The organism is Chromatiales bacterium (assembly GCA_020445605.1).
Classification (GTDB): Bacteria; Pseudomonadota; Gammaproteobacteria; order JAGRGH01; family JAGRGH01; genus JAGRGH01.
In genome coordinates, this window is sequence record JAGRGH010000032.1 from 111,110 (window position 1) to 134,643 (window position 23,534).

Annotated in this window: 17 protein-coding genes and 1 pseudogene; 5 read left to right on the plus strand and 13 right to left on the minus strand. The window is 61.5% G+C overall.

What is annotated here, in order from left to right; all coding sequences use genetic code 11:
* Position 1: 1 nt before the first annotated feature.
* From KDG50_06370 to KDG50_06380, 3 genes are read right to left on the minus strand one after another with little or no spacing between them, the layout of a single operon-like run.
* Entirely contained in the window at positions 2 to 2,836 is a 2,835-nt protein-coding gene (locus KDG50_06370; GenBank protein ID MCB1865037.1) for a DEAD/DEAH box helicase, read from the minus strand.
* Positions 2,833 to 8,112: a DEAD/DEAH box helicase gene (locus tag KDG50_06375; GenBank protein ID MCB1865038.1), complete on the minus strand. Its 5,280-nt coding sequence runs from the start codon at positions 8,110 to 8,112 to the stop codon at positions 2,833 to 2,835. Before KDG50_06375 ends, KDG50_06370 begins: the two co-directional genes overlap by 4 nt.
* 2 nt (positions 8,113 to 8,114) lie before the next feature.
* Complete coding sequence (locus tag KDG50_06380) at positions 8,115 to 8,333, minus strand: helix-turn-helix domain-containing protein (GenBank protein MCB1865039.1); 219 nt, start codon at positions 8,331 to 8,333, stop codon at positions 8,115 to 8,117.
* 237 nt (positions 8,334 to 8,570) lie between these two features.
* Here KDG50_06380 and KDG50_06385 point away from each other — a divergent pair, with 237 nt between their 5' ends.
* The gene (locus KDG50_06385; GenBank protein MCB1865040.1) at positions 8,571 to 8,843 is read left to right on the plus strand and encodes a hypothetical protein; all 273 of its coding nucleotides are present in this window, start codon (positions 8,571 to 8,573) and stop codon (positions 8,841 to 8,843) included.
* 14 nt (positions 8,844 to 8,857) lie between these two features.
* Here the strand turns inward: KDG50_06385 and KDG50_06390 are convergent.
* The 6 genes and pseudogenes from KDG50_06390 to KDG50_06415 all read right to left on the minus strand — a co-directional run bounded on the left by KDG50_06390 (position 8,858) and on the right by KDG50_06415 (position 15,879).
* A pseudogene (locus tag KDG50_06390) lies at positions 8,858 to 9,193 on the minus strand (conjugal transfer protein TraG N-terminal domain-containing protein).
* A gap of 359 nt (positions 9,194 to 9,552) precedes the next feature.
* Positions 9,553 to 9,951, minus strand: a complete 399-nt coding sequence (locus KDG50_06395) for a hypothetical protein (protein MCB1865041.1) — start codon at positions 9,949 to 9,951, stop codon at positions 9,553 to 9,555.
* A gap of 16 nt (positions 9,952 to 9,967) precedes the next feature.
* Positions 9,968 to 11,791 carry a tyrosine-type recombinase/integrase gene (locus KDG50_06400; GenBank protein MCB1865042.1) on the minus strand — a complete coding sequence of 608 codons (1,824 nt, stop codon included), beginning with the start codon at positions 11,789 to 11,791 and terminating at the stop codon, positions 9,968 to 9,970.
* A 56-nt stretch (positions 11,792 to 11,847) separates the two neighbouring features.
* The gene (locus tag KDG50_06405) at positions 11,848 to 13,299 is read right to left on the minus strand and encodes a hypothetical protein (GenBank protein ID MCB1865043.1); all 1,452 of its coding nucleotides are present in this window, start codon (positions 13,297 to 13,299) and stop codon (positions 11,848 to 11,850) included.
* A 149-nt stretch (positions 13,300 to 13,448) separates the two neighbouring features.
* Entirely contained in the window at positions 13,449 to 14,381 is a 933-nt protein-coding gene (locus tag KDG50_06410) for a tyrosine-type recombinase/integrase (protein ID MCB1865044.1), read from the minus strand.
* Positions 14,382 to 14,925: 544 nt separating this feature from the next.
* Positions 14,926 to 15,879: a hypothetical protein gene (locus KDG50_06415; protein ID MCB1865045.1), complete on the minus strand. Its 954-nt coding sequence runs from the start codon at positions 15,877 to 15,879 to the stop codon at positions 14,926 to 14,928.
* Between the two features lie 237 nt (positions 15,880 to 16,116).
* On the opposite strand from KDG50_06415, the gene KDG50_06420 reads away from it, so the two are divergent.
* The gene (locus KDG50_06420) at positions 16,117 to 17,502 is read left to right on the plus strand and encodes a phenylacetate--CoA ligase family protein (GenBank protein ID MCB1865046.1); all 1,386 of its coding nucleotides are present in this window, start codon (positions 16,117 to 16,119) and stop codon (positions 17,500 to 17,502) included.
* Between the two features lie 249 nt (positions 17,503 to 17,751).
* On the opposite strand, the gene KDG50_06425 is transcribed toward KDG50_06420, so the two are convergent.
* Together KDG50_06425 and KDG50_06430 are read right to left on the minus strand one after the other, a co-directional pair.
* The gene (locus tag KDG50_06425) at positions 17,752 to 18,510 is read right to left on the minus strand and encodes a hypothetical protein (protein ID MCB1865047.1); all 759 of its coding nucleotides are present in this window, start codon (positions 18,508 to 18,510) and stop codon (positions 17,752 to 17,754) included.
* Between the two features lie 15 nt (positions 18,511 to 18,525).
* Positions 18,526 to 19,761 (minus strand): hypothetical protein, encoded by a 1,236-nt coding sequence (locus KDG50_06430; protein MCB1865048.1) that lies wholly within the window; start codon positions 19,759 to 19,761, stop codon positions 18,526 to 18,528.
* Between the two features lie 102 nt (positions 19,762 to 19,863).
* Here KDG50_06430 and KDG50_06435 point away from each other — a divergent pair, with 102 nt between their 5' ends.
* The 3 genes from KDG50_06435 to KDG50_06445 all read left to right on the plus strand — a co-directional run bounded on the left by KDG50_06435 (position 19,864) and on the right by KDG50_06445 (position 22,001).
* On the plus strand, positions 19,864 to 20,136 hold the full coding sequence (locus tag KDG50_06435) for a hypothetical protein (GenBank protein MCB1865049.1): 273 nt from the start codon (positions 19,864 to 19,866) through the stop codon (positions 20,134 to 20,136).
* Positions 20,137 to 20,183: 47 nt separating this feature from the next.
* A complete protein-coding gene (locus tag KDG50_06440; protein ID MCB1865050.1) occupies positions 20,184 to 21,023 on the plus strand; it encodes a glycosyltransferase family 2 protein in 840 nt (279 codons plus the stop codon).
* 99 nt (positions 21,024 to 21,122) lie between these two features.
* Complete coding sequence (locus tag KDG50_06445; protein MCB1865051.1) at positions 21,123 to 22,001, plus strand: sulfotransferase; 879 nt, start codon at positions 21,123 to 21,125, stop codon at positions 21,999 to 22,001.
* 88 nt (positions 22,002 to 22,089) lie between these two features.
* Here the strand turns inward: KDG50_06445 and KDG50_06450 are convergent, their stop codons facing one another.
* Together KDG50_06450 and KDG50_06455 are read right to left on the minus strand one after the other, a co-directional pair.
* Positions 22,090 to 23,052 carry an outer membrane lipoprotein-sorting protein gene (locus KDG50_06450; GenBank protein ID MCB1865052.1) on the minus strand — a complete coding sequence of 321 codons (963 nt, stop codon included), beginning with the start codon at positions 23,050 to 23,052 and terminating at the stop codon, positions 22,090 to 22,092.
* Between the two features lies 1 nt (position 23,053).
* Positions 23,054 to 23,479 (minus strand): hypothetical protein, encoded by a 426-nt coding sequence (locus tag KDG50_06455; protein MCB1865053.1) that lies wholly within the window; start codon positions 23,477 to 23,479, stop codon positions 23,054 to 23,056.
* Positions 23,480 to 23,534: the final 55 nt, after the last annotated feature.

A 23,534-nucleotide genomic window follows, 5' to 3' on the forward strand; every position in this document is an offset into this window, starting at 1 on the left:
CTCAGTTCAGCCTCGGCAGCAAGACGTAGGCGCCAAGGATGTCCACCGGCAGTACGGGCTCGATCGAAACACGCCCCCGCTTTCGGGAGGCCTCGCGCACGCGCTCGTGGGCCTCAAGCTGGGCCGCCGCCCGCTCCGCCGCCAGCGCTGCCAGCGCCTCCTGGACACGAGGCAGGCTCGGCAGCAGCAGGTTCATCTGCTGCTCGATTGCGGTGGGTAGAAGGTTGCGCTCGGGTCGCGCGTCGAGCAGACGCTCGCCTATTTCCGCTCCCAGCCACTGCGGCGCATCTACCGGACCGGTAAAGGCCAGGGGCAGGATCTCCTCGCACAGCAAGGTCTCGCCATCACGACCCGCGACCTTCAGGTGGAAACGGAAACGCGCGACCAGAAGCGTCGTACGCGCCTCGACAACGGACGTCGAGACCGCGCCGCAGCGTGCGGCAATGGGCCGCGTATCGCGGGCCACTGGGTCCAGTGCCTGGTCGAGCGTCCATCCCGCGAGGCCCTCGACGATTGGGCTGGTGCGGCCCAGGTAGAGCTCTCCCTCCTGCAGCGGCAAATCGAAGCGGCCGGTGAACGGCTCATCCCGGCCAATCGCTTGGCGCAGAGCGCGCGGGGCCTCAAGGCCGAGGTGGACTACAAGCGCATTGCCCTTTTCTTCCGTCGGCACGTTCGCCGTTTGCAAGACGGTGCGCGCGAACCGTTCGACATCTTCGGCGCGGCCTATGGCTGCGCGCACACTCGCGAGTTCCTCGGCAACGGCCTCCGGACTCAAGGTGTGCTGCGCAAAGCGCGATCGGCTGGCCTTCTCGCGATCGCGCGCGTTGTCCCACTCCGCGTGGATCGATTCCTTCTTCGGGCCTAGGTCGTCGATAAACTGAAGCGACAGCTGACGATCTCCCTCCCGCGTCCTTTCGCGGAACAGCGCGCCCTCGAACAGGGTTTCCGCGATCTGCTCACTGGTACCGGGCACGGCGACCGTGACGCCGAGCGCGCTCTTGATGCTTTTATGCTTGCGGATCAGAACATCCAGAATGACCCCGTCGATGGGGTTATCCGCCCCATAATAGGTAACGACCCGCACCTCGGGTTTCTCTTGTCCAAATCGATCGACTCGTCCTTCGCGTTGCTCGTGGCGGGTCGGATTCCATGCTAGGTCGTAGTGCAGAACAGCGTCGAAGTGATCCTGTAGGTTGATGCCCTCGGACAGGCAGTCGGTGCATACGAGGACGAACTGGCCGCCCTCGGACACCAATGTGTGGATACGCGCCTCGCGCTCGGCAGGCGGCAGCAGACCGGTGACCGACTCAACCCGGACCTTGTCCGGCAGCGTTTCCCGCAGGTGACGCGCCACGTACTCCGCGGTATCGATGAAGCGACAAAAGACCACCGGATGGAATCCATCCTTTAGCAGACCTTTGATTTCGGTGGCAGCCCCTTGGAGCTTTTGGTCATCAGCCGGATCGAGCGCCTCGGCGCGACGGGCAAACTCCAGGAGCTTGGGCCGGCTGGCATCGCGGGCATCTTCCGTCTCGGTCCCCGGACTGAAATCCAGCGCGACGGTATCATCGTCGTCGCCATGGTCCAGAACTGTCCGCCGGCCCACCTCATCAACATCCTCACCCTCGGCCTGGTCTACGGCGGCGCGACTGCGCAGCGTTGCCGCGGCGGCCGCCGGGCTCGATGAGACGCAACGCAGTAGCGCCAATGCTGACCAGTACCGGACGCGCTGTCTGCGATTGCCGCCGTCCTCTTCGGTCACGTACTCGTGAGCGAAATCGACGATTTCTTCGAAGAGACCGCGGTAGGCCGGATCGAAGTTGTAGGTGGCCTCCTTGTCCTTTCGCTCCGGGAAGGCGGTGTCGGTTTCCAGGTAATGGCGGATATCGGCCCGCCGCCGCTGAACCAAGTGCCGCGCGAGGTGGCGGCGGATACCCTCGCGTTCCGCCCGATCAAGATCCGTCGGCAGGTTGATGAAACTGTCGTCGAGCAGGCTCAGCAGCGAGCGGAAGGCGTCCTCATTACCGCTGTGCGGCGTTGCGGTCACGAGAATCATGTGACGCTCTGCGTCGGCTGATACACGGCGCAGAAGTTCATAGCGTTGCTGTCGCCCGCGGCCTACGCCGCCCGCCAGGGTACAGCCGTGCGCCTCGTCGACGATGACGCATTCGGGACACTTCAGCGCAAAGTCCTCCGCGCGGCGCGGTGCCTTGATGAAGTCGGTCGATACTACTGTGAAGGGATAACGTTCGAAGACGGATACCCCCAGCGGTAAGTCGCGCTCGAGACGCTGAATCGTGCTCGAGAGCACAAGCTCCGCATCAATGTGGAACTTCTCCGACAGCTCTCGCTGCCATTGCTCCGCGAGATGGGGCGGGCAAAGAATCGCTAGCCGTCTAATCTCGCCGCGATCGAGGAGCTCGCGCGCGATCAGGCTCGCCTCGATGGTCTTCCCGATACCGACGTCGTCGGCGATCAGCATCCGGATCGGATCGAGCTTCAACGCCATCATTAGTGGTACGAGCTGATAGGGCCGAGGCTCGGCCGCGATGCGGCCGAAACTGCGAAACGGGCCGGCCGCCGAACGAGTCGAGAGGCGTGCGGCATCGCGCAACAAGCGCCCCGACGTGAAGTCGCCCAGATCGTCCATACCGGGTAGGCGGAACGTCGCCGATTCGACCGGCTCGACCGATGGCAGCACGCCAGTGATCTCTTCATCGAGTCCACCAAGCGGGCGGAGAAGCAACAACTCTTCCGAAGAATCGGGCAGCACGACCCACTCTCTGCCACGCGCGTGGACCAGCGTGCCGGGCTTCGACAGGTAGGCTGCGCTCATAAGCTGGGTACTCCGAAGACATCCGGATGGCGGCGGAAGATGGCTACCCAGTCATCCCTGTGGTGGAAGCGGATCACGATATATCCCATTTCCAGCAGTCCGCGCGTCACTTCCTCGTCCTTGCGGATTTGATCCGCCTCGTCGTGAGGGGGGCCGTCGATGAAAACGGCGACGTTGGCTTCTCCATAATAGAAGTCGGGCTGGGCGAAGTAGCCAGGTATGCGATATTGCGCCTCGCTGGGCAGGCGGAGGCCCAAGGATTCGATTTCGTCCAGCCAGCGTTGCTCGAGCTGGCTGTCACAACGGGCTCTCAATGCCACCAGCCTCTCGGCGCGGGATCCGGTTCCACCCGCTGGGCGGCAAGTCGACCTGGCCAGCTCCACCAGGAGGTCACGGATCAGATTGCGATCCAGGTCCTTGTGGTCTGGCTGGTTGCCATAGTCGAGCAAACATTCGTAGCAGGCCTTGCCACAGGTCGCCGCACCCCGGTCTTCCAGCGTGTCCGAGTCGTAGTGGCATATCTCGAGCGCGCGGCGCGCTAAAGCCGGCAGAATCGCCGGCTCTTCCGCCAGTTGCCGAAGCACACCCGCGCCACCTTCCGAAGATTCGTAGAAGAGAATCTCCTGGCGCTCCTCCCGAGTCGGCATCGGCTCACAGGACAATTCCCGCGGCTCGAGCTGGAAGTGCTGCTGTATCGCCTGCTTGAAAGCGGCTTGCAGGCCCGCCATTTCCGGACCTGAACGGGGCGGCTCAAACCGCATCACCAGCGCGTTCTTCGTATCCTTGACGTAGGGGACGACCCGCTGGATTCTGGCGGCATTGGCCGCATCGTCCTGGTCTTCGTCGTCGGCCTGATTGCGCGACCAGTACCCGCGCTCGAGGTCCAGGTTGAAGCCCGGCGGTTGATTACCGCGCTGGTTAGTCCAACCGAGGTTGATGCGGTACAGGTCCGTGGCATCTCCGTAGCTCAAATCCATCAACACCTGTCCGTCCGAGACGACCTCCGCGTCCTTCCGGTCAAGCTTTCCCCCTACCTCGGGGAAGCGATAGGCGGTGGCAAGCTTGTAGCCGAAGCGCTGGCGCTCCTCCTCGTCACAGGTGATTCGTTGCGCAAGCTTCAGGCTGACATTCTGCAGTTGAACCAGGTTGTCGATACGTGCCGGGCCATCCAGTGCCGCTCCGCAGCGATCACAGACTTCAGTGAGATTGTTGGCGCCATGCTCCAGATGTGCGTACCCGCAGCTCGGGCAACGTTTCATTGTCGCCGTCATCAGATCATGGGTGTTCTCGATGTCATCCGAACCAAAGTCGAGATTGACCTTGTACACCCTGTACCGCGCACCTTCGTGGTAGATCAGCGCCCGTGGACCGAACTCCGATATCGCGAGGAATCTTGGGCGAGAGACGAACTCGTCACGACCCCGCCGCTGACGGCGACCGGGCACATATGCGGAGAGCGGCAAACGGGGGAAGTTGTAACCAGGCAGGAAGCCTTCAGTCGCGAAATAGCGATACGAGTAGAAATCTCCCTCGTAGATCCCCTCGGCTTCTGTCAGCAGCCGAATCTGGCTCTCGGCTTGTGCTCGTAGCCGACGCGAATGATTTCGCTCGAGTTCGGGCCGGGAGTGATCTCCGATAATCGTGTGGTGCAGCTCGCGCTGCCGAACGGCCGCCCTGTACAAGCTCCGCCAGCGATCACAGGCGGATTCGAAGCTGCGCTCCACCTGCTCAAGGATTTCATCGAGCCAGTTCTCATGAAACCATGAGGCGGTATCGAGCTCCTCCTTGATGCTTCGTACCAAGGCGCTGGCCTTTTGACGGGCCGCTGCTCGATGAACAGGGTTACGTAGTTCCTGGAGTAATCCGTCCTTGACGGACAGCGGCAATCGTCCGTCGGTTGGCGTGAGATCGAGCACTGTAGTCAACGTGCGACCGAGGTCAGGTTTCGCCACCTCCATCCAAACGGCATAGATATGGGACCGTACGAGGTCCCTATTTCGGAGGTCGATGCGGGGTGGCGCCACGGTACCGGCCACCATTCTTGTCGGCTCCCGATAGAAGTATTGATCGTGCGGGCTGCGCCCAGCGCAGTACGTGAAGACAAGCGCCGGTTGGCCGCCACGCCCAGCACGGCCGCTGCGCTGGGCATAGTTCGCTGGGGTCGGTGGAACGTTGCGCAGATTCACCAAGTTGAGCTGGGCGATGTCGACACCCAACTCCATCGTGGGCGAACAGAACAACAGTGGCAGGTCACCCGCTCTGAAACGTTCTTCCCGCTCTTCCCGGTCCTCCGAGGTGACCTGGGCAGTATGTTCGCGGGCTTCGAGTACGCATTTCAGGTCGACGAAGCCCTTGTAGCAATCCACAAAGTAGCGGTTGACCTCCGGGGGGATTTCCCCGGCATCCAAAAGACGCGTGCGATCTACTGGCCGAACCTCGCCGTGACCCGGTAGCCACCGTAGCGCGTCCGCATTGAGCTGATAGCCCGGGTCGTCGTTATCCCGGCCGCTACGAACCTGCTCGATAATTCCGTAGCGTTTCAAAGCCAGCAGCAAGAACCGAATAATCTCGTCGATCTCCGCGCGTCCGAGCGCGTGATCAGGAGGGACCACTTGGCTGAGAGTACGTTTGACGTAGCGCCCGTAGGCACCGTAAGAGGAAACAAAGAAGCCGCTCCTATCCTGCCGACTTCGAGGCCTCGGATAGGCAACAACGGCACGTGTCAGTTCACGCTCATCCTCCAGATACCAAACGGTACCTTCAAGCAATCTCGGCTTGGTTTGCTCTACGAGCTCGTGCTGCTTTTGCGGATCCAGCACATCGACTTTGACGGCAAGCGAGCGCCGCATCACGTCCAGCAAGGTACGAAGCAACTCCTCGCGGATTTCCGCAGGGGCCAGCTGCAACGCCGCCGGAGCTTCTACGAACCGTTGCGCGGCCCGCCCTTCGCGCATGGAGAAGCCCGCTTCCCATAGTTCAGCCTCGGTGAGCAGGCTCTCTTCCCCCAAGAGTCCCTCGTACTCGAAGCGAAGGAGTCCACAGTCTTCCAGATTCGGAGCAGTGACTCGCCAGCCTCTTTCCAGATCTCGATACAGGAAATATTCAATTACGCGCCGCAGGGCGTCGTGCGTTGCCTGCCTGGCTGGGCCGCGGACATCCGGATCTGCCGCGTACTCTGCAAATTCGAGCTCCATCGCCTCGAAGACAGATCGTGAAAGAACGCCGTGGCGAAGGCCGACTGTATGCGTCTTCTCCGTTGCACGGTGGAGTGCCGAGCGCAACAGCGCGACCTGGACGAAGTCGTTGAAGTGCCCCGCCTGCAGAGATGCGTCCTGTCGGTTGTCTGTGAAGCTAAGTAGCTTGCGAGCTTCTGGGCGCAGGTCCCGGTCACCCTGCAGCTCGATGAGGGACCGAACGGCCAGAATCGTGGTCGCCGTGCTTCTGTTGTCCACACCGAGCGTAGCCAGCTTGTTGCGCTCAGATCTCTGGCTCTTGGTATAAGCGACACCGCATGACGGTTCGAGACAGAAAAGGAAGTTGCGATGGATCAGCGCCGCGTCGATGCCATTGCCTTCGGCGGTGAGCCTGCCCGACGCGTCGACGAATACAGCTTCAGGGACGTCCTTGCGCGCATCGGGTCGGATGCGTTCGATTCCCTGTGCCGTCGTCTCCTTGAGATAGTCCGGCACACGCGCCGGGCGGGCCTGCTCATCGCCACGTGGCCAGGGAGATTCCTGGGAGACATACAGATAGGCGTCCGTACTACCGTCGTCATCCTCCTCACGCCGATCCTCTCTGGGAAACAAGAGCTGGCCATGCTCGTCTTCCACAATTCGCACGCGGTAGTAGGCCGTTCCGCAATGGCGACAGAACACCAACGGGTATAGCGGCTTCTCGGGCTCGCCGGGCTTTGCGGCTTTCTTGGCAATCTCCAAATGCCGTTGGGCTTCAGGCTCAATTGAAGCCCAGACCGTATCGCCGCGCGTGAAGAACTGATGAAGCCGAAAGGCAAAGATCGGGAAGCGGCTTGACTCACTACGGCGAAGCGACGAGCCATGAAGCAGCCATTTCCGCAGAACGTCGGCGCAGTCTTCCGGCGCCACACCGGTGAGGGCCGCGAGTTCGTCCGAGGCGCTCTCCTGCCCATCAATGTGCTCGCCCTTTAGCCTTCGGGGAAGTTGCCTCAGGAGGCGGCATGTACCGACCTCCTCCCGTACGCCAAACGTTGATTCGATCCATGACGCGAGCGCGTGTATGCGGAAGGATTCGTAGTCTGTAGGCGGCTCCTCCTTTGCCTCCATTGTGTTCCTGATCGTCTCGACCACAGACTCGGAAAGCTCGATCTCCGGCGTGGCTCGTTCGAGCGTCTCGCCGATAATCTGCTCTGGATCAAACGGCACGCCAAACAGCGACTGCGCGACCTTTGCAACCTCGCGCTGCTGCTCATCACTTGTGCCACCACTGGCCATCGTGGCAGAAGTGCCAATGCACGTAATATCGTGCCCACCGAATGCCTCGCGACAGCGCCGAATGAGTAGTGCTACATCAGCACCCTGGCGCCCACGATAGGTATGTAGCTCATCAAAGACGAGAAACTGAAGCCCCTGTGCTGCACGCACGAGTTCCCGGTCTTCTGCCCGCGTAAGGAGAAGCTCGAGCATCATGTAGTTCGTGAGCAGGATGTCCGGAGGATTGCTACGAATCGCCTCGCGCGCGTCGCCCTTCTCCTGGCCCGTATATCGCGCAAAACGAACCGGCGATTGACCCTCTGCATAACCTTTGTCGAGGAATTTCTTGAGTTCCTCGTCCTGGCTATTCGCCAATGCGTTCATCGGATAGACGATGATCGCCTTTATACCGCCGCCGGACCTTTTGCGTAGGATATGGTCAACGATGGGGACGATGTAGGTCAGGCTCTTACCTGAACCCGTACCGCTGGTCAAAACGTATGACTGGCCCTGGTTGGCCTTGAGGATTGCCTCGCGTTGGTGTTCATGGAGCAGCAGCTGCTTTCCGACGTGATCCGTATCCGATTTGTCGATTCGGAAGATTCGGGAACATTCCTTATGCAGAACTCCCTGCTCGACCAGCTCATCTATCGTGCCACCGGGATGGAACGTCGGGTTGAGTTGAAGAAGCGGCTCAGGCCAAAAGCCCTCTTTGTTCAGAACGTTGTCAACGAAGTCACTGACGCGCGTATCGCGAATCTTGATAAAGCTTCGCGTGTAGCTCTGGTAGTCCGATACCAAGCGGTCCCTAAGGTCAAAGACGTCCACCTTCAGCCCCCCCGCTCATCGGCAGATTCACCGCTCGTTCTCGAATTGCCACTTCCGCCGCCGCGGACCCATTGATCGACTTCGTCCTTTCTGAATTTCCACAGCCGCCCAACCTTGTGGGCAGGCATGTTCTTGCGGTCGATCCACTTGTACACGGTGTCCCGCTTGATCCCGAGGTACAGGGCAATCTCGTCGACCGAGAGCCATCGGTCTTCAACCATCTACTTGTTTCCCCTGACGCAAACCCGGCAGGCCTTTGCCGCTGGACCAGGCTCGAAACCCATAAAGGAGCGAATTGTCCAATTGGTACGGCTACACTAGGCCTCATGCTAGTAGAAGTGGGCGGGTTGAACCAGCCAAAATTGAGGAAATCGTCGGGTTGGCGCGAAGAAATGACGGAAGTTCAGTAGGTTGGACGCAGGTATTCCTGAAACGGGGCCCGGCGTAGACTGTCACTGATGACAAGCGCCCGTGCCGGCCCGGACCGGTTCACCAGTCAGGAAGCGAATGCGGTGAAGAGAGTATTGAAAGCAAGCGGCAGGCTCACGATCGCGACGATCGGCGCGGGCGTCGGAGCGCTGTTGGCTGCGGTCCGCTTTCTGGCCGGCGCCGCCGAGACGACGCCGGCGGACGACGAGCTCAGCAGCTCCGTCCGGGGCGGCCTCCTCAACTACAGGACTGGCAAGTTCGACGACGGAACCGATCCGGCCGGTATCTACAAGCCTGATTAGGCTCCCCCGACTCTCTATTTCCGGATTCCTTTCGACAGGGCAGCCTTACCGATGGCCCCGCCCTGACGGCCGGCGTCCTGAGCGGGATTCCGCATCGCGCTGGTCGCGACCTCGAGGGACCGCCCCACCTTCAGGCCCGCCCAGCCCATCATGCCCGTCCAAAGCAGGGGCAACCCCAGGTAGAGGCTGGTCGTGATCATGTTGAGCAGCATGCGTTTAGCGTCGTGCTCGCCGGGGTTGGCGAAGATCTGCAGGAACACGTTCACGTCCGGGTACATGGACAGGATCAGGTTCTGGTCCACCCACATGGCCAGGTACCAGAGCACGCTCCAGAACTTGACTGTGAAGATTTCTTAATCCGCCGTAGCTCCACAAGCCTTCATTACTCTTTTCTTGCTGTCTTTTCCACAACGTCATAGAGGGTCAGCACCTCCGTACGCCGCGGGAAACTCAGAATTTTCAGAGATTCCCAGAAGCCTCGAAGCGATGGCCACCCACCAAGTGACGCGATCGGTGAAAACACCAGCAAAAATCCTCAATGGTAAGTTCGCGAGTCCTTTGGGTGGACACTGACCCGCAGTGCTGAAAACATCGCGCCACACGGAAAAAAACAAGGTATTGCCGTAAATCTTGACTCATCGTGTGCCCGCCATATCCTTGCAGCTACCGGTAAGGTCCAGCATTGTTGTCGTGCTCCGGCAATTCCGAGCTAGTTATACTTTCCGGTTGCAACCCCGCCACCAGTCATGACAGCCCTCAAACGCCGAATCTCCAGTTCCAAGGTTCGGTTGATCGACGCCAAGGACGCTGCGTCATTATTCGAATCGCGCAACTCCTTCCGGAGTCTCACTATTGTAGCGCGCGCCACCCTAAGCTGTTCGTTCTTCTGATCCCTTAGGGCTCGACTGGTCCGGCCTTGGGCCGCCCGGATTTTCTCCGCCACCTCCGGATATCGATTGTGGATCGTCGCAGTTGAAACCTCGGCCTCACGCGCCACATTGGCGAACGTCAGCTTGGCATCGCCCTTCACGATTCGGCCCCGGCCGCGCTGGATCCGGTATAGAGCCATCTCCAGCCGGTGCTGAGTTCGATTTCGTTCAATCGTCATGAGCAGGGCCGAGAACCTACTCAATGACGCTCAACACGCCCAGATCCGTTAACACCTGCTCGCAACGCCGCAAATCTCGCTCGACTCGTCGTCGCGCCGCATCCCCTATGTCGTTGATCTGACGCAGTTCGAGCTGCTGCTGATATACCCCACGCCAATAGGGTATTTTTTTGTCATCTATCACGGCATTTGAGCATCCACCACAGAGCGTACGCTCTACTGCGCCTCGGCCTCCGCAGCCACCATCGTCCGCCGTGCACCATGCAGCCCCCGTCGCTCTAAGGTAAACACTTTCGGAGATCGTCTTCGCCATTTCTCGGCGAGTGTGGTAGACACGCAACTTGTCGTCCTTTGATCGAAACGCACGAATGTTACCCGCGGCCCCACCCGAGAGCAGGGTCTCCTCGTCGAGCCAATGCGCGATGACTTCTATTGAGTGATCCGCTATTGCCAAGTCAATTTCGGCAAACAACTCTGGATCCTGTTTGCTATTGCGCGCATAGATCCAAGTCATATCCATAGACCAGTGCTGCATGTGGTCGCGCAAGTATCGGAGATCACCCAGCTTTGACCGCGCAACGTATACGGCAAACGTGCGACGAAACTGATGCGGCGCGAAGTCCCAATTGATCCCGCGTCTGGCGGCGAACCGTCTGATCGCGTATTGCATGGTGTACTCATGCACTGCGGCGACAGTGTTTCCAGCTCCAGTATTGTTTGCCAAAAAAAGGCGGTCCACGTCCGCGCGAATGTTAAGTGCATCGAGACAGCAAGGATCTTCCAATTCTTCTAACTTACTTGACAACCTTTCTTGAAGCGGCTGAGCTACCCGCTGCGCTACATCCAGTGCCGTTGTAACTATTTCAGGAATCATCCATTCAGTTTCGCCGATTCCCGTTTTATCGGATCGTGAGCGCATCCAGTAATATACACCGTCGTCGCGGATTTCACGACGCCACGCGTTGTTTCGCAGGTTGCGCAGTTCATGCGCGCGAATCCCTGATAGCGATAGAATCACTATTATCGCCGCATCTCGCAACTCCCCGCGGGCTTGGCCAAGATCGCGCACGGATCCCTCGAATCCGGCCTCTGATAGGAACCGGCACACTGCCCCCCGAATACTAGTGGAATTGAACCCGCGTTCGCGCCAATCCGCTCGCAGGTCCTCAACTTGTTGCATCAATTCCAACAGGTAGCTCGCAATCTCTAGCCGTTCGCGCGCCGCCTGAAACAACTTCCTCCAAGCATAGTCGGGAATTACGGCAGTGCCGGCTTCGAGTCCACCCTTCCACGACATACCGGCAAGATAACAAGCTGTTGCGTCTGGCCAAGGGTGCGGGAACGCAAAGGGAGTACCCGCGGCATGCTTCTGAAGCTTTTCCACAGCGCCAAACAATAGTGCCAAATACCGGGGTTTCCGTGGCTGTCCCCTGTTTTTTCCCCCGGAAACTGGAAGCGATTTGCAATGGTTCACATAACTCAGACAGTGAATTGGCGTAGTGTCGGCCAAGTTCGTGATCCCTAGCGACGACAGATACTCCAGAAATTGCGCCATGGACCGGTGCATCCCAAAAAGGGATTGGCCCTGAGGCTTATCGCTACGCAGGTACCGCCAGAATAGCTCCTTGAAGGAATCCTTAAGCGCCTCCGGCGTGCCGACAAACGAGATCCTACGTTGAGGTTCGCTGAATTTATCGAAGCTCCCGGCCTTGGGCCATTCCCAGACGTCGTCGCCGTATCGACTGATTACCCGGTATTCGCCTTCTTCCCCCAAGTGCCAGGTAACCGGCAGCAGCCTAACCGTATCGGTCGATAGCGCCCCAAACTCTACCTGTCGCATCTCATGTTGGTCCGCCACCGGCACTCGGTCGGAAGCTAAGTGGGGCCGCAAAGCACTCACGGCACGGCTTCCAGTTGCTCGCGGCTTCGCCAAAACGGGTGCGGATTGACTTTGGCTCGTTCCTTGGCTGCCTGGACGGCTACCGGGCTAAACTGCGGCTCGATATCCCGGTCGATCAGTCTTATGACGGCGGCGTAGTAGCGGGACCACCGCCTCGCGCCAAGTCTTGCGCGCTCCCGCACTAGAAGCCAATAAAAACTGTAGAGTCGATACAGATCATCTACTGTGATCACGAAAGACTTACATCGGACGCAACTCATGAAGTCGTCGCAATATTGTGTGCTGCTCAGGCCTAGGTTGTGGCGACACCGCGCGACGGGTGTCTGGGCTGTGCTGGTCGAAAGCACATGTTCACCCGCGAGATCCGCGGCCAACACCTGTCCGAGGAGCCTGAAGTTCTGCTCGGCCACTGGCGGTGCCTCCAAGTAGTGGTCGTTGCTGATCCTGGCGGAGTGATTTCCCAGGCGCGCTGTAACGATTGGATCTCCATCGGACAAAACCCAAACTCTATTGATGTAGGTTTTTCGCAGCCGCATAAAATTCAACGCTAAGAAGCGTCCAGAGTCGTCCAGCAAACTATGTCGAGCGACAAACGCAGGGATAATTTTTGCAATCGTCGTATATGAGATTACTTTTTTTTCTCCGAGCATACCGCGCTTTCTTGACTCGCATACGAACAATTGATTCGCAAGTCGAGCGTCCGCGCGCAGATGTGCGTTGCGGGCGATGATCATTTCGATAATAGTCACTACATCCGGCAAAATCGTCTTGGATGTTTCGACAGACTCGCAATACCGCAGAGCCTGAACCTGCGGACCGCCACCCCTGCGTTTTACACTAACCAGCAGTCGGCGACTGGTTTTCAGTGGATGCGCCCGAATGCAGTCGGTAGAAAGCTCGATCAGGGAGGTTGGATTTAGGCCGCTCCGCAGGCTGATCGCAAGCATACACACAACAAGGTCATCAGCGTTCAGCGCTCCTTCGCGTTTTTGAATCTCGACCAAATCCTCCTTTAAGCATTGAGTCAGCCGTCTGCGCTCAGCGTCTGAGAGCGGCGTTGCACCCTTTTCGGCGCGTCTCGCGCCCGGAAACGGATTGTCGGGAAAGAGACCCTCTCGGCGGATCCACCCGTTGGCGGCCATACGCTCGAGAACGGTTTTAGTGGATGAATAGCGCTTTCTCAACGCAGAAGGTTTATAAGCCGTATTGCGGAGAGCGGCCACGTAAGAGTCGATCAGGTCGCAGTTTATGTCGACTAGTGTCAAAGGGTGCCCGAGCAAGGATGACCACATCTGACAGAACGGCAGAAACGACTTCAGGCCAACCGCCCAATAACTCGCTACGGTAGTGGCTTGTAAAGTGGTTTCGTTAAGCATCGCGTGGATGATTTGCTGACACGCCCTCGTAACATCATCAATGTGGCCGTCATACCAGGCGGCAAATGACAATTGGCGAATACGGCACGTTCGATTTTCGATAGTTATGACCGTATCCCGTGGGTTGTCCTGCCACCGAATAGGACGCGTAGCAGATGATGCGAAGTCGGTTCCTCGAGCGGATTCCCCCAGAGCTACGTCAAATCGTTTTCGTTTCGACATCAGAGCCGGTCTATCTCTTCCTGAAACGCCGCTAGAACTCGATCCTCAATCATGTCGACATAGTGCAGATAAATTTCGGTGGTCGTTACACTAGCATGCCCCAACCTATCGCGGAGGTACATCAACGCGTTCCCGACATCCATGTGTTGCTTCATACTGATCAATGTGTAGGTCGCGTAGGAGTGGCGCAACATGTGCTGGTATACAAAACCTAGATGCCTCTTTATTTGCGCGTTGATTGACTGCGAGTTGACACTGTAGGGGTGGCCGAATCTAGTAATGAACAGCGGTTTACATTCCATGGTTCCGCTCTGATCGAGTCTTGCCTGACGTTCGTGCAGTTTGTATTGCCAGAGACGATCCATCAGCGACCAAGGCACGTCGATTCGGCGCGCTCTGTCTCCTTTGACCGACATTTCTCGCGGATTTAATTCGACGGGGATTAATGTCCTGCGGTCGTGCGCTGGATTGATCACAGAAGAGGCGGGGAAACTAAGCGCCTCCTCTTTTCGGAGACCGGTCTGTATCTCCAGCCGCAAGATAAGATTCAGGGTAGGGTGATGCATCGTGCCTTCCATTAGGCTTCGAATCTGGTCCATCGATAGGAGCCTGAGCAACGGACGCGTCTCACGCATTAGGACGCTCGGTGTTCCTCGGGTCGGAGCGGACTTGCGGAAATGGGCATAGAAATCTTTGCGTCGAGGGACTATAACCTCGTCAATATCGTAAGGTACTCGCGATACCCACCCCACCTGGAATGCGTATCGATAGAACTGCAGGATCAATCGGAGGCGGTAATTTACGGTAGTGGGTGACAGGCCTTGGCGAATTGACCAGTCCCGATAGGTAGCGACGATGGAATGATTGTTGTCGTAGAGGCAGTCGCGATAGTCCAGGTTACGAGCTTCCAGAAAGCCAAAATAGTCGTACATCGCTTGACCATAGGGCCGCCACGACTTCTCGGATTGGACTCGGCCGCGACTCAGGCAATGGTAGATCAAAAAATCGCAGGCCGACTCTACCGAACGCATGTCCCGGTCGAGCAGGATTGGAAACCCCGGATACGACAATCCGCCGACTCGGAAATCGTCGGTGGCCCAAACCAGTCTCACCCTGAAACCCACGACCGAACAGCACGGTGTTGTTGGCTGACTTGAGCCAACGGGACTAGATCAAGATTCCGACTCGACCGCTGCGCACCTAGCGTCCGCCGATCCGCCGCGCACCAAGCACGAGTTTGTCGATGGATTAGCGTGTCTGCCGGTGCGACCCGCTGACCGGGATACCCCCGGCATCGGTGGCCCCAAACAAACCGCCTACGAGGGCTCGCCGTAATTGACTGCATTTCGCCTACGTAACCTCTCTGGCCCACCCAGGAACATCCCGAGCAGCACCGGCACTCGGATTACCATAGGCTAGGAGGCCATCATCTATTTGTCTACCTATCTAATTGATTTAATTAAGTAGATATAGGTATCAAACAACAGAAGCAAAACAACCCTCGACACGTACGAAGATGGCGCGGTCCGCGGCGTCCTTGGGCATGCTTTCCTCGGTCGACGACTCGACCTGTTCGATCGTGCCGTTGTCGTTCACGCGCAGGTTGATCGCTCGCTGCGTGTAGCCGCCCTTGTAGGTCCAGGTCTGCACGCGCGTGGGGATGATGGTCGTCACGAACGCACGGGCGTTGAGGTAGTAACGGCCGGGGCGGATCGGCTCGGCCCAAACGCCGATGCAGCCCTTCGGCACGATCGGTGTCGCAACGCGCGTGTCAGTACCGCTGCCGACGTCGTCCGGCGCCGGGCAGTCCGCCGTGGTCTGCACGTTCGAGCGCACGACCGCGACATGGCCGGTCGGCACATCGAGCGCGTCCTGGAACTGCACGTCGAACAGATAGCGGTTCAGGCGGTAGCGGCCCGGTCGCAGCACCGTGAGCTGCGGGCCTTTCTGACCACGACCCTCACTGAGAAAATGCTCGGCATCGAGCATCTTTTCGACCTGATCCTCGGGCCAGGGATCGGCCAGGAACTGCGACTCGCGCAGTGGCTGTCCGTCGCGCGCGAGCAGCAGCGCGTACTGCCCTTCCTTGACCTCGACGACCGAGGCGAATTCCACGTCATAGAGCACGCGCACCAGCGGGATGAAATGGAAGCCGGGCGGTAGCAGGCGCGCCTGCGGGCCCTTCTCGCCACGCAGGGCGATGATGCGTCCGGGCGGGAGATCGCTGCCAAAATAAACGAGATTCAGATGGCCAGCCTCGTTCGCGCCGACGTACACGAACGAACGCGACGCCAAAAGCGCGATGCCAACCACGATCAGCGCATAGCGCAGCCGATAGGCGAGCCGCCATAGCCGGCCCGTGGCCGAGCGATGGCTGAAGGCGTAGACGCCCGCGATCGCGGACAGCAGGCCGAGGATCAGAAACAGCATGAGACCTCCTTCATTCCCATTGGCCGCCAGCATCGAAACAGGTCGCCGAACCAGCGACGGGCGCTGAACGTCGCAGCCCGATCAGACGGCGCTGCGCCATGGTAGCGCGTCGGCCGCCGTGATGACGCGCAAGGGTTCGACCTTCGAAGTGATGCAGGCAGCGGCGAGACCATGGACAGGGCCGCCCGGCCCTGCCGGACTGCGTCGGGCAGTGGTTCTGGAATACCCTTGCCGGCCATGGCCGCGAAGAAACCACTGCGCGCACTCTCCCCGTTCCTGGCCTGGCCGCCGGCCATCGCGCGCCAGCCCGCAGGGCTGCGCAAGCTCGTCGACGGTCTGGTGGACTCGCAGTGGTGGTCGCGCGACGAGATCGAAACCGGCTGGGCGGCGCAGCTGCAACTGCTGCTCGGCTGGGCGACCGCGAATGTCGAGTTCTACAAGTCCGACCCGCGATGGCTCGATGGCCTGAAGCGGTTACAAGGTCCGAAGGCGGATTTCTGGTCGACGTGGCGCTCGCTGCCGTTGCTGACCAAGCCGGACCTGCACCAGCACCGCGATCGCCTGCGCACGGCACGGCTGCCGCCGCATCACGCCCCGGCGCAGCCCGTCAGGACGTCCGGCTCCACCGGCATCCCCGTCGAGACGCTGAGCACCGCCGTCACCGGCCGCAACTGGGGCGCGCTAACGATTCGCGATCATCTCGCCTGGAAGCGCGATTTCTCCAAACGCATGGGCGCGATTCGCTTCCTGCCGCCCGAGGGCCGTGACCCGAACGGCGTGGCGATGCGCGACTGGGGCTGGCCGGTCAAGGCGCTGTACACCTCGTCACCGGGCAGCGCGATTCACATGGCGCATCCGCCCGAAGTGCTGGCCCGCTGGCTGCACCGCGTGGACCCCGTCTACCTGCTGACCTACCCGAGCATCGCGGCGGCACTGCTGGACGCGATGGGTGCGACGGGTCGACCGCGGTCGCTGCGCGAAATCCGCTTCATGTCCGAACCGCTGGATGCCGAACTCGAACAACGGCTGCAAGGGGCGTGGAACATCCGTTGCGCGGACATGTATTCGGCCAACGAAACCGGGCATATCGCGCAGGACTGCCCGGAGCACGGCCGCCTGCACGTGCAGGCCGAAACGGTCTGCGTGGAGATCATTCGCGACGACGGCGAACCGTGCGCCGCGGGCGAAACCGGCCGCGTCGTTCTCAGCTCGCTGCACAACCTCGCGATGCCGCTGCTGCGCTACGACCTCGGTGACTACGCAACCGTCGGCGAACCCTGCGCGTGCGGGCGTGGCGCGCCGGTGATCGCCAGGGTCATGGGCCGCGTGCGCAACTACGCGCGCACGCCGGACGGGCACCGCTTCTGGCCCGGCTCGCTGGGCAAGCTCTCGGCGATCGAGGCGATCGTTCAGTTTCAGTATGTACAGACGGCTTTGGACAGCATCGAGCTGCGCGTGGTCACCTCGCGACCACTCAGTGCAGAAGAAAGCACCAGCGCAGCCGAACTTGTACAGGCCGCACTCGGATATCCGTATCAGGTACAGATCAAGACCGTCGAGCAGATCGAACGCGGCCCGACCGGCAAGTACGAGGAGTTTCTGTCGCTGATCAATGACAACTGACCGCGAGCTTGCTCGCCGTGGCTCGAACCGCGGATCACCCTGCTGCAGAACGCAGCCGGCCCTTCGCGAGCAATCGCCGCGCCGGCAGGCGACCCAATGAACAGACAGTCCAATCGAATGTCCGCGGGTGCTCACGCGGGCGTTGTCGGCCGTTGACACACCATCCCGCTCACAACGCGGCCGAACACTTTCCTCGCTGAACAATCGCAGGCCACCCGGGCCGCCGCGCAGGCTGACAGGGGCCTGCGCCTACGGCGGGCGTTCCGCCGTCTCCAGCAACACCGCGCCGTCGATGAACGCACGCACGCCCGGGGTGGGGGTGCGCGCATTTCGCAGTTCAATCAGCAGCGGACCGGGATAGTCGAAGCTGCCCTCGAACTCGAACACGAGCGCGCGCAGCTCGCGTGCCTTGAGTGTCTGCGGGTCGGCGCCGGCATCCGCCCACGGCCCCGGATCGTGGATTGCGAGCCGGCCGTCGCGGTAGCCGACCGCCACGACCCAGTGCCCGCCGATCCGCCGGTAGTAGCCCGGCGAGGGGCTGCGATACCAGCCGACGTTCAGCCACACGGCGCGGCGTGGACCGAGCCCCGCGACGATCCAGTCCAGACCTAGGACCGCCCTCGATCGATGGCGCGTGGCGACCGGCCGGAAACCGGCGTACTCCAGACGTGCGATGGGGGTGCCGACTTCGCGCAGATGACGCTCCACGCCCGCCACCAGCCCGGCCGGCGGCGTGCCGGCGTGCGGACTCGTGCCCATGAGGTCGGCCAGCCGGCGGGCCAGCGCGATCTGGCGCGCGCGGTCGGTATCGCCGGCCAGCCAGGCGAGGGAATCGGAAACCGCGACCGGCGCGCACAGGTTTTCCGCTCGGGCGGCGTCGCCGAGCGCCGGGTCATGCTGGGAGAGATCGGGCACTCCGTCCAATCGTATCTCGACCGCCGGCGGCGGGCGACCGCACCCTGCGGCCAGCGCAAGGCCTGCGGACAGCGCGGCCGGCGCGAACCTCACGCGCTTGCCGCCGTTTCAGTGTTCGGCGAGTCGGAACACCAGGTCATCGGCGACGAACTGCCAGTAGTGACGTGCCGTGAGGGTCAGACGGTCGATACCGCGCAGTTCGGCCTCGAACTGCACCGGGCCGAGGTAGGAAAGCCTGAGCGCGTGCCGGGCGACCAGCGCGCCATCGCGCCATGCCTCGACATCCAGCCATTCGCCGTGCGCCTGCGGCCAGGCAACGGCGAAGAATCCGCGCACGAAATCGAATTTTTCGCCGGGGCGGGCGCTGACCGTGACCGGATGTCCAGAGCTGTTGTAGCCGACCACATGGCCGCTCATCAGGCCGTTCACGTAGCCCGGACCGCGGTAGTACTGGTTGTCGACCGCGATGAGGTAGTCCCAGTCGAGCCCCAGATGCCGGTTCGGCAGCTTGTCGATGATCGAACGGGTGAGCCACTCGAAGTCCTCGGTGACGACCCGTGGCAGCGCGGCCGGCGGATCGGTTGCAAAGCGCATGGGTGCCAGTTCGACCGGCGCCTCGCCGACGCTGAATTCGCGCTCATCGGCCGCGCCGGTCGTGCCCTGCACGGCGCGCAAGCGCCAGCGGCCCGGCACGGCCGGCAGGCGCAGCGTGCCGTCCGGCCGCACGGCCAGGGCCTGGGTCTGGTCGTCAGGCCCGCTGGCCTCGACGCGGATCTGTGCCAGGTCGCCCGCCGCGGGGTCGACCTGCCAGCGGATCTCCAGGTCGGCCGCCAGCCCCACCCACTGCGGCGGCGGAGCGGCGATCAGGCCGGTCGGCGCGCCGGGCATTTCGCGGAAGTGGATGCGCTGCTCGGCATTGCCGGAGGTGGCCGACCAACCGGGCGGCACCGCCACGCGCCACAGGTAGTCGCGGTCGGCATCGTGGATGGCACGCTGCGGGTCGTCTCGATGCATCTCGAAGTTCGCGTAGCCATTGATGTTCGACTGTGTGGCAAGCGTCGGGTCCGTGCCACCCTGGGGCAGCAGATCCACGTCGATCATGGCCATGGGCAGGTCGCCGGTGTCGTAGACGCCGTCGCGATTGCGGTCGCGGAACGTGAACAGCGAGATGTTCAGCGCCTCGCGGACCGGCTGCTCCCAGTCGCGTGGCGCATAGCGGTTGGCGCTGGCGGGCGTGCCGGCCGTTGGTCCGGAGGGCGCCGGGGCGTGCTCGCCGAACACCCACCAGAGCAGCGCGGCCGAGGCGGCGAGCAGGACGAAGGCGGCGAGGTTCTGTCGATTCATCGTGAAATCCAGCGCAGGCAATTCGGGGCGGCCGCAAGCGGCGCGGCGCGGTCGGGGCAGCACGGTATCATGCCGGCTGTTGATCGACCCCACAGCGCACACATGCTTGGCTTTCGCCCGCTATTGATCCTTGCAGCCGCGCTCCCGCTCTGCGGCTGCGCGCCGTCGGCTGGACTCGGCGAGGCACGCTGCGACGCGGTGGCCGCGCACATCGTCGGTCTGCGCGAAGCGGCTGGCCAGACCAGTGCGTTCGCGCCGCAACCGCGCACGCTCAGCGTGGTGTGTCAGCAGTCCATGGGCGAAACACAGGCCGCATGCATCCTGGGTGCCACGCACTACGCGGACATCCAGGCCTGCAGCAGCGCAGGCGGCTGAATGTCGGGCGGTTTGCGCGTGATCGCCCCCGCACGAACGAGGCGTCCATGAAACTCGTGATGACCCTGCTGGTTCGCGACGAAGCCGACATCATTCGGGAGAACATCCTCTATCACCTGAATCGGGGCGTCGATTTCATCGTCGCGACCGACAACCTCTCCGTGGACGGCACCCTCGACGTGCTGATGGACTTCCAGTCCAGGGGCCTTCTGTACGTCATTCGCGAAACCGACGACAACTACGCCCAGGCGCGCTGGGTCACGCGCATGGCCCGCCTCGCATGCACCGAGTTTGCCGCCGACTGGGTGATCAACAGCGATGCCGACGAATTCTGGTGGCCGCCGGCCGGCAATCTCAAGGACATGCTTGCGAGCGTACCGCCGGAGATTGGCTCGATCGCGGCCTGGCGCGGGGATTTCCTGCCGCGGCCGGAGTCCGAAGGCAGCGTTTTCGAACGCATGATCTACCGGGAAACACGGTCAACCAATTCGCTTGGCCAGCCCCTGCCGCCGAAGGTCATGCACCGCGCAATGGCCGATGTCGAAGTGGGCCAGGGCAATCATTTTCTTGTGGCGCCGCGCGGTGTGAACACGGCCGGCGTACAGGGCCTCGGGATTCTGCACTTCCCGATGCGTTCGTATGGGCAGTTTTCGAACAAGATCGAAAAAGGCGGGGCCGCCTACGCACGCAACACCGAACTGCCGGCAAGCATGGGGGCAACCTGGCGGAAGCTCTATGCAGATCAGCAGGATGGACGGTTGACGGCCTACTACGAGTCGAAGCTACTCGCGCACGAGGACATCGAGCGCGGTATCGGCGAAGGACGTTTCGTGATCGATACCCGGCTCAGGGACTTCCTGCGGCAACAAGCAGCCGCATCACCCTGACCAGCACCGACCCATGGCTGCAGAACCCACCCCCATGACCCGTTGCATGCGCGGCTTTCGACCGAGCCGGGCCCTTTTGGCGAGTCCGCACCATTGACCGTGGAAGGCCAACAACCGGACGACCTGCCCGTGCCGTTCATTGTCGGCGCCGGGCGCTCGGGCACGACGCTGCTGCGGCTGATGCTCGACGCGCATCCCGAGCTTGCGATCCCGCCCGAGACGCACTGTCTGCACAAGCTGATCGCGCTCAGGCCTGCCGATCCGCAGGCCTTCGTCGACATCGTCGCGGGCCTGCACACCTGGCCCGACCTGCATTTCGATGCGGCGGAACTCGGCGAACGACTCGCCGGCGTGCGCCCGTTCACTCTGCGCGGCGCGGTGGAAACGTTCTTTCTGACCTATGCACAGCGCATGGGCAAGCGCCGCTGGGGCGACAAATCGCCGTCGCATGTGCTCAGCATGACCGCGATCCAGCAGCTGCTGCCGCAGGTGCGCTTCATCCAGCTCGTCCGCGACGGACGCGACGTCGCGTTGTCATATCGCGACAAGTCGTTCGGCCCCGGCGCCGACATCGCGGCCGCGGCGCGATTCTGGCGCGAGCGAATCGAAGTTGCGCGCCAGCACGCCGCCCGCCTTGTGCCCGGCACCTATCTGGAGATCCGCTACGAGGATCTGGTCACCGATACGCGCCGGATGCTGGAACGCATTGCGGGTTTTCTGGTGCTCCCGTTCGACGAGGCGATGCTCGACTACCACCGCAACGCGGCACGCAGGCTCGAAGAACTCGAAGAAATCAGAGGCGGCGACGGCCGGGTACTGGTGCCCCGGGACCAACGCCGTTCGATCCATGCGGTCACGCATCGACCGCCCGACCCCAGCCAGATCGGCAAATGGCGCGCGGTCTACGACGCCGAGGTGCTGGCGCGCTTCAACGCCGTGGCCGGGGACCTGCTTCGTGAGTTCGGTTATGACGACTGACCGGCGCGTCGGTCGCTGCCGGCGCCGGCACGAGGCACAGGGTCAGGCCTGAACCGCCCGCCGCGCTGCGGCGGCGGGCCGCAGGCGCTTACTGACTCAGACGCCGCAGCGTGGATTCCGTCCAGAACGAGTTGGACTTGTTGGTATCGAACTCGATGATGTTCTGCGGAACGATCGCCCAGCTTTCGCGATTGTTCACGAGGTCCGCGCCGTACCAGGTCTTCCAGAACAGGGCGCGCGGATCGTTCTTGCCGGAATGGCTCACCACGCCCCAGTCGCGATCGATGACCTTGATCATCTCGCCGTTCTTGAAATAGACCGTGCGGTAGTCCGCAAAGCTCTCCGTATCGACAAAGCTGATGCGGTAGTCATACCACCAGTTCTCGAACTTCGTCGTACTTTTCAGACCGTAGACTTCCTTACCGACGTGCCGACAGCTGCGCTGCGGGGTTTCGCCAACATAGATATGGCGCTGGCTTTCGATCTCGGTGATCACGCCGAGACAGGAGCGGAACTTCTTTTTGCCAATCAGCTCATGGGTTTCATCCTTCGGTTCACGCAGCGACACGTCGCCGAAGGTGAACACGCTGCCGCCCCAGGCATCGTCGTGCGCGGGCTCGGCAAAGCGGCGGATCTTGCGCAGTGCCGGCAGCCAGATCATGTAGTCCTGCGATTTGTGGTCGTCGGCATAGTCCGTCACCAGCATGCCGGTTCCGCGCAGACGCCCGGACAGAAACACCGCCAGGTCGCGTGCGACCACGGAATCGTCATCGTCGTAGTTGTTGTTCAGATACCGCTCGACGGCCGTGCGCGTGTAGTCACCGGTTTCGTCGCGGGTGATCAGGATGGCCGAGGTGCCGGTCGTCTTCGGAATGGAGAAGTTCCGGAACGCGTAAAAATGATTGGTGTAATACACCTGTCGGGCGATTTCATCGGCCGTCGGCACGCCGTTGGGATAGGCAAGACGCTTGTCGTTGCCGGCCATCGATGCGGCGCTGACACCAAGGGCGAACGCGATGACGCCTCGCGAGATCATGCGATGGGTATTCATGTCAGTAGTTCGAGGGAAGGTTGCGGATGATCGTCGATCGGCGCGAACGTCCGCGCTCGCCGAACGCCTTGAATACGCTGTCGCGCACCTTGCCGAGATCGCCGTTGGCCAAGTAGTCGCGGAAGATCTGTTCCTTCTGCCCCGGTTCCAGGCGCTTGTACAGGATGAAGGTGCCGGGCAGCTGCACGCGCAGATACTCGGAAAACTGGTCTTCGCTGATCGACTCCGTGCTGGTGCCGGCGCTGCTGACCTCCGGCTCCGGCGCCCAGGCCGCCGAGTTCGAGGGGACGACGAACGAGCCGGAATTGAATTCGCGAATCTCGGCTTTCAGAACCTCGACATAGGCCGGGTCGATGTCCGCTCGCGCACTGCACAGGGCAAGGCCCGCGGCCACGGCCGCGAGCATGCTGAACACGCCTCTCCTCATCACTGCACCCTTGGTTGGAATTTATCGTTGGTATTGCGGGCGGGCGCCCGGCCTC

Bases quoted from the DNA above. Each gene is read 5' to 3' on its own strand.
- KDG50_06370 (MCB1865037.1), bottom strand. From the start codon at position 2,836: ATGAGCGCAGCCTACCTGTCGAAGCCCGGCACGCTGGTCCACGCGCGT.
- KDG50_06380 (MCB1865039.1), bottom strand. From the start codon at position 8,333: ATGGTTGAAGACCGATGGCTCTCGGTCGACGAGATTGCCCTGTACCTC.
- KDG50_06385 (MCB1865040.1), top strand. From the start codon at position 8,571: ATGACAAGCGCCCGTGCCGGCCCGGACCGGTTCACCAGTCAGGAAGCG.
- KDG50_06395 (MCB1865041.1), bottom strand. From the start codon at position 9,951: ATGACGATTGAACGAAATCGAACTCAGCACCGGCTGGAGATGGCTCTA.
- KDG50_06400 (MCB1865042.1), bottom strand. From the start codon at position 11,791: ATGCGACAGGTAGAGTTTGGGGCGCTATCGACCGATACGGTTAGGCTG.
- KDG50_06410 (MCB1865044.1), bottom strand. From the start codon at position 14,381: ATGTACGACTATTTTGGCTTTCTGGAAGCTCGTAACCTGGACTATCGC.
- KDG50_06415 (MCB1865045.1), bottom strand. From the start codon at position 15,879: ATGCTGTTTCTGATCCTCGGCCTGCTGTCCGCGATCGCGGGCGTCTAC.
- KDG50_06420 (MCB1865046.1), top strand. From the start codon at position 16,117: ATGGCCGCGAAGAAACCACTGCGCGCACTCTCCCCGTTCCTGGCCTGG.
- KDG50_06430 (MCB1865048.1), bottom strand. From the start codon at position 19,761: ATGAATCGACAGAACCTCGCCGCCTTCGTCCTGCTCGCCGCCTCGGCC.
- KDG50_06435 (MCB1865049.1), top strand. From the start codon at position 19,864: ATGCTTGGCTTTCGCCCGCTATTGATCCTTGCAGCCGCGCTCCCGCTC.
- KDG50_06440 (MCB1865050.1), top strand. From the start codon at position 20,184: ATGAAACTCGTGATGACCCTGCTGGTTCGCGACGAAGCCGACATCATT.
- KDG50_06450 (MCB1865052.1), bottom strand. From the start codon at position 23,052: ATGAATACCCATCGCATGATCTCGCGAGGCGTCATCGCGTTCGCCCTT.
- KDG50_06455 (MCB1865053.1), bottom strand. From the start codon at position 23,479: ATGAGGAGAGGCGTGTTCAGCATGCTCGCGGCCGTGGCCGCGGGCCTT.